The organism is Acinetobacter sp. DSM 11652, assembly GCF_900109815.1.
GTDB lineage: Bacteria > Pseudomonadota > Gammaproteobacteria > Pseudomonadales > Moraxellaceae > Acinetobacter.
This window is the reverse complement of the sequence record NZ_FOBK01000023.1, coordinates 1-5,376: the sequence shown is the minus strand read 5'-3', so window position 1 is coordinate 5,376 and position 5,376 is coordinate 1. Positions and strand designations below refer to the sequence as shown.

7 protein-coding genes are annotated in these 5,376 nt (G+C 41.3%); all 7 read left to right on the top strand.

Annotation, left to right across the window (positions count from 1 at the left end; all coding sequences use genetic code 11):
- The coding region (locus BMW42_RS14895) for a hypothetical protein (RefSeq protein WP_228143141.1) at positions 1-94 on the top strand (94 nt) is incomplete at its 5' end.
- A 74-nt stretch (positions 95-168) separates the two neighbouring features.
- Entirely contained in the window at positions 169-1,551 is a 1,383-nt protein-coding gene (gene benA / locus BMW42_RS14410) for a benzoate 1,2-dioxygenase large subunit (protein WP_035270495.1), read from the top strand.
- On the top strand, positions 1,548-2,051 hold the full coding sequence (benB, locus tag BMW42_RS14405) for a benzoate 1,2-dioxygenase small subunit (protein ID WP_035270498.1): 504 nt from the start codon (positions 1,548-1,550) through the stop codon (positions 2,049-2,051). Before benA ends, benB begins: the two co-directional genes overlap by 4 nt.
- A gap of 90 nt (positions 2,052-2,141) precedes the next feature.
- The gene (benC, locus tag BMW42_RS14400) at positions 2,142-3,158 is read left to right on the top strand and encodes a benzoate 1,2-dioxygenase electron transfer component BenC (RefSeq protein ID WP_092768937.1); all 1,017 of its coding nucleotides are present in this window, start codon (positions 2,142-2,144) and stop codon (positions 3,156-3,158) included.
- Positions 3,159-3,171: 13 nt separating this feature from the next.
- Positions 3,172-3,951 carry a 1,6-dihydroxycyclohexa-2,4-diene-1-carboxylate dehydrogenase gene (locus BMW42_RS14395; protein ID WP_092768934.1) on the top strand — a complete coding sequence of 260 codons (780 nt, stop codon included), beginning with the start codon at positions 3,172-3,174 and terminating at the stop codon, positions 3,949-3,951.
- 56 nt (positions 3,952-4,007) lie between these two features.
- The gene (benE, locus tag BMW42_RS14390) at positions 4,008-5,216 is read left to right on the top strand and encodes a benzoate/H(+) symporter BenE (protein ID WP_092768931.1); all 1,209 of its coding nucleotides are present in this window, start codon (positions 4,008-4,010) and stop codon (positions 5,214-5,216) included.
- Between the two features lie 43 nt (positions 5,217-5,259).
- Positions 5,260-5,376: CoA-transferase (locus BMW42_RS14385; RefSeq protein ID WP_322853439.1), on the top strand; the 117-nt coding region annotated here is incomplete at its 3' end.

Below are 5,376 nucleotides of genomic sequence, written 5' to 3'. Positions count from 1 at the left end.
TGCGTTCAAACATATTCAATTTGACATTGAATTAGTGAAAGACGTTGAAGGTGCGCCTTCTACTGAAGTTGAACGCCGCCGCGCATCAGCTTAAATCAATTAGTCGGAATCGGGATAAGTCAATTATCCCGATGACTTCCCCTCAATTTGGAAAGTCGGAGAACGTCCATGCCACGTATTCCTGTAATTAATACCAGCCATCTAGATCGTCTTGATGAGTTACTTGTAGACAACTTTGAGACAGGTGAGTTTAAACTTCATCGTTCAGTTTTCACTGATCAAGCCCTTTTTGACCTTGAAATGAAATACATCTTTGAGGGTAATTGGGTTTACTTGGCACACGAAAGCCAAATTCCAAATAACAATGATTATTACACGACACACATCGGTCGTCAGCCAATCGTGATTGCTCGTAACCGTCAAGGCGAGCTAAATGCAATGATCAATGCGTGTTCACACCGTGGTGCACAACTTTGCCGTAACAAACGTGGTAATAAGGCTACTTATACTTGCCCATTCCATGGTTGGACATTCAATAACTCAGGCAAACTTTTAAAAGTTAAAGACCCAACAGATGCTGGTTATTCTGACTGCTTCAACAAAGAAGGATCACATGATCTTAAGAAAGTTGCACGTTTTGAAAGTTATAAAGGCTTCTTATTCGGTAGCTTAAACCCAGACGTCTTGCCATTAGAAGAATTCTTAGGTGAAACGACTAAAATTATCGATATGATCGTGGGTCAGTCTGATCAAGGTTTAGAAGTTTTACGTGGTGCCTCAACTTATACATACGAAGGAAACTGGAAACTCACTGCTGAAAATGGTGCAGATGGTTACCATGTATCTGCAGTTCACTGGAATTATGCTGCAACTACGCAACAACGTAAAGAAAAACAAGCTGGCGACAACATCCGTGCAATGAGCGCAGGTTCTTGGGGTAAACAAGGCGGTGGTTCTTACGGTTTTGAAAATGGTCACATGTTGCTTTGGACACAATGGGCTAACCCTGAAGACCGCCCTAACTTCCCTAAAGCAGATGAATACTCTGAGAAATTCGGTCCTGCTATGTCGAAGTGGATGATCGAGCGCTCACGTAACCTTTGCTTATATCCAAACGTTTATTTGATGGATCAGTTCGGTTCACAAATCCGTGTACTTCGCCCAATTGCTGTCGATAAAACTGAAGTAACAATTTACTGCATCGCACCTGTAGGTGAAGAGCCAGAAGCTCGCGCACGCCGTATTCGCCAATATGAAGATTTCTTCAATGCTTCAGGTATGGCGACACCAGATGACTTAGAAGAATTCCGTGCATGTCAAGCAGGTTATGCTGGTATCGAACTTGAGTGGAACGATATGTGCCGTGGCTCAAAGCATTGGATCAATGGCCCAGATGATGCAGCAAACGAAATTGGTCTAAAACCTAAACTTTCAGGCGTTAAAACTGAAGACGAAGGTTTATACCTTGCGCAACATCAACATTGGTTAGAAGAAATGAAACGTGCGATTAAAGCAGAACAAGCTTTAGCTGAACAAGGAGATAACGCATGAGTAACGCGAATCTTGAAGCAACTTTAGAATCAGTGAGCCAGTTCTTATTTAAAGAAGCGCGCCTACTTGATGATGAACAGTGGGATGAATGGTTAGAGTGCTATGCACCTACAGCATCGTTCTGGATGCCATCTTGGGATGACTACAATACATTAACTGAAGATCCTCAATCAGAAATCTCGTTAATTTATTATCCAGATCGTCAAGGTTTAGAAGACCGCGTGTTCCGTATCAAAACTGAACGCTCTTCTGCAACAATGCCTGATACACGTACAAGCCACAATATTAACAACATTGAAATTCTTGAACGTCATGAAGATAAGGTTGTTGTTCGTTTTAACTGGAATACTTTAAGTTACCGCTACCAAAAGTCGTACAGCTACTTCGGCATGTCACGCTACGAAATCAATTTGTCTGGTGAAAAACCACAAATTTTAAATAAATATGTGGTACTTAAAAATGATTACATCAACCAAGTAATCGACGTATATCACCTGTAATTAGTAAATAACAAGTTCAGTAACTACCAAATGGAATTTTGGTAGTTACACCAAAAAATTGTTCAAAAGATTCTTAAAGGATATTCAGCCATGTCAAACCATAATGTTGCACTTCAATTTGAAGATGGCGTAACCCGATTTATTTCAGTTGCACAAGGCGAAACGCTTTCTGACGCTGCATATCGTCAAAAGATTAATATTCCGCTGGATTGCCGTGATGGTGCATGTGGTACTTGTCGAGCTTTTTGTGAGTCTGGCAGCTATGACATGCCTGAAGAAACTTATATTGAAGATGCACTTACACCAGAAGAGGCTGAGCAAGGCTATATCTTAGCTTGCCAGTGCCGTCCTACTTCAGATGCAGTTTTCCAAATTCAAGCATCATCTGATGTATGTAAAACTCAAATTCATCAATATCAAGGTACGCTTTCTCGTGTAGAAAACTTATCTGAATCTACAATTACCTTTGATATTCAACTAGACGAGGGTCAGCCAGATATCAATTTCCTTGCTGGTCAGTATGTAAATGTAGGTATTCCTGGATCAACTGAAACACGTTCATACTCTTTCAGCTCTAAGCCAGGCAACCGTTTGACCGGCTTTGTTGTTCGTAACGTTCCTAACGGTAAAATGAGTAGCTTCTTAAGCACCGAAGCGAAAGTCGGCGACAAAATGACATTCACTGGTCCATTTGGTAGCTTCTACTTACGTAATGTAGTACGCCCTGTAGTAATGCTTGCTGGTGGTACAGGTATTGCTCCTTTTATGTCGATGCTTCAAGTATTAGAAGAAAAAGGTTCTGAACATCCAGTACGTTTAGTTTTTGGTGTAACCAATGACTTTGACCTAGTTGCTATTGAAGAACTCAACAAACTTCAAGAAAAACTTGATTGGTTTGAATACCGTACCGTAGTTGCAAACCCAGAATCTGCACACGAACGTAAAGGTTATGTGACAGGCCACATTGAAACTGAATGGCTCAACGGTGGTGATGTAGATGTTTACCTCTGTGGTCCTGTTCCTATGGTAGATGCAGTTCGTGGTTGGTTAGATGCTGAAGGCGTTAAACCTGCAAACTTCTTATTCGAAAAATTCTCTGCGAATTAAAGTGGAGAGGAACATGAATCAAAGATTTGAAAATAAAATCGTAATCGTCACTGGTGCCGCTCAAGGCATCGGTCGCGGTGTTGCTCTTCAAGCAGCTAGCGAAGGTGCAAAAGTTGTACTGGCTGACCGTGCTGAATACGTGACGACCACACTTGAAGAAATTACGACTCAAGGTGGCACAGGTGTTACTGTCTTAGCTGATCTTGAAACCTATGCTGGTGCACAATCCGTTGTAAATAAAGCGATCGAGACTTTTGGCCGAATTGATGTGCTGATCAACAATGTTGGTGGTGCGATTTGGATGAAACCTTTTGAAGAGTTTTCTGAAGAGGAAATTATCAAAGAGATCAATCGTTCTTTATTTCCTACTTTATGGAGTTGTCGTGCAGTTTTACCACACATGCAACACCAAAAATCTGGTGTGATCGTGAATGTATCATCTATCGCCACATGTGGAATTAACCGTCTTCCATATTCTGCGGCTAAGGGTGGTGTAAATAGTTTTACTCAATCAATGGCATTTGCACATGCTAAAGATGGTATCCGCATCAATGCTGTGGCAACAGGTGGTACTGAAGCTCCACCACGTGTAATTCCACGTAATACTTCACCATTATCTGAGCAAGATCAAGCTTGGATGCAAGAAGTGGTTGATCAAACAATTGACCGCAGCTACATGAAACGCTATGGCACTATTCAAGAACAAGTAAATGCTATTTTGTTCCTTGCTTCAGATGAGTCTTCATACATTACAGGCACAGTCGTACCTGTAGGTGGTGGTGATCAGGGTTAACCCTGATCACGGACTCTTTAAATTCACAGGATCATTGACGCAAGGAGGCAAATACAATGGCAACCCTGTTTAAAACACTAAAAGAAGATTGGTCTATTTCCGCCACTGTCGCCGGCTTTTTAGCTGTATTGATTTCATATGCCGGACCATTAATTATTTTCTTTCAAGCAGCACAACAAGCCCAAGTTTCCCCAGACATGATGATTTCATGGATTTGGGGTATCTCAATTGGTGCTGCTGTAGCTGGAATTCTATTATCAATAAAGTTTAAAGTTCCTGTCATTACCGCTTGGTCGGCACCTGGTACTGCTCTGCTAGTCACACTTTTTCCAGATATATCACTGAATGAAGCAGTTGCTGCATATATCAGTACAGCTGTAGTGATTTTCATCATTGGTATTACCGGATATTTCGACAAACTATTGGCTTTGATACCGCAATCAGTGGCTGCAGGAATGATGGCTGGTATCTTATGTCAGTTCGGATTTGGTCTTTTTACCGCGACTAATACCATGCCATATATTGTGTTTGGAATGCTTATTTCGTATCTGATTGCTAAGCGTTTAACACCTCGATATGCCATGCTTTTTGTATTGGCAGCTGGTATTTTCATGAGTTTAGTCCTCGGAAAATTCAATGCTGTGAATATGGAGTTTTCACTTGCAATACCCCAATTCATTGCGCCCGAGTGGACGCTTAACTCTTTTCTAAATCTTGCAGTACCTCTTATTTTAGTCAGCCTTTCTGGTCAATTTTTACCTGGCATGGCAATTTTGAAATTAAGTGGCTATGACATTCAAGCAAAACCCATTATTACCACTACCAGTATCGCATCGTTAGCTGTTGCTTGTGTGGGCGGGATCACCATTGTCCTGGCATCAATAACAGCCGCACTCTGTACAGGTAAAGATGCACATGAGCTCAAAGAGAAACGTTATATCGCAGGTATTGCGAACGGTATTTTCTATATTTTAGGTGGTTTATTTGCAGGCAGCATTGTGATGCTTTTTAGCTTACTGCCTAAAGAACTTGTTGCTGCATTAGCAGGTTTAGCACTTTTAGGTGCTATTGCTACAAATTTACACGTTGCTATGTTCCAAGAAAAGGATCGTGACGCAGCTCTCCTTACTTTCTTGGCGACTGTTTCAGGTATGCAATTTTTAGGTTTAAGTTCAGTTTTTTGGGGAATCTGTATTGGTATTTTAGCGCACGTGATTTTAACGAAGCGTCAAAATACTACCCCATCATCGTCTACATCGACCTGATCATATTAAAGGTAAATGTAGATCGTTTGTTTAGGAAGTGATTATGATTGATAAAAGCTCAGCGTCTTTAACCGAAGCCCTCTCCCAAATTAAAGACGGTTCAACCATTATGATTGGTGGGTTTGGTACCGCAGGTCAGCCTGCTGAACTCATCGATGGC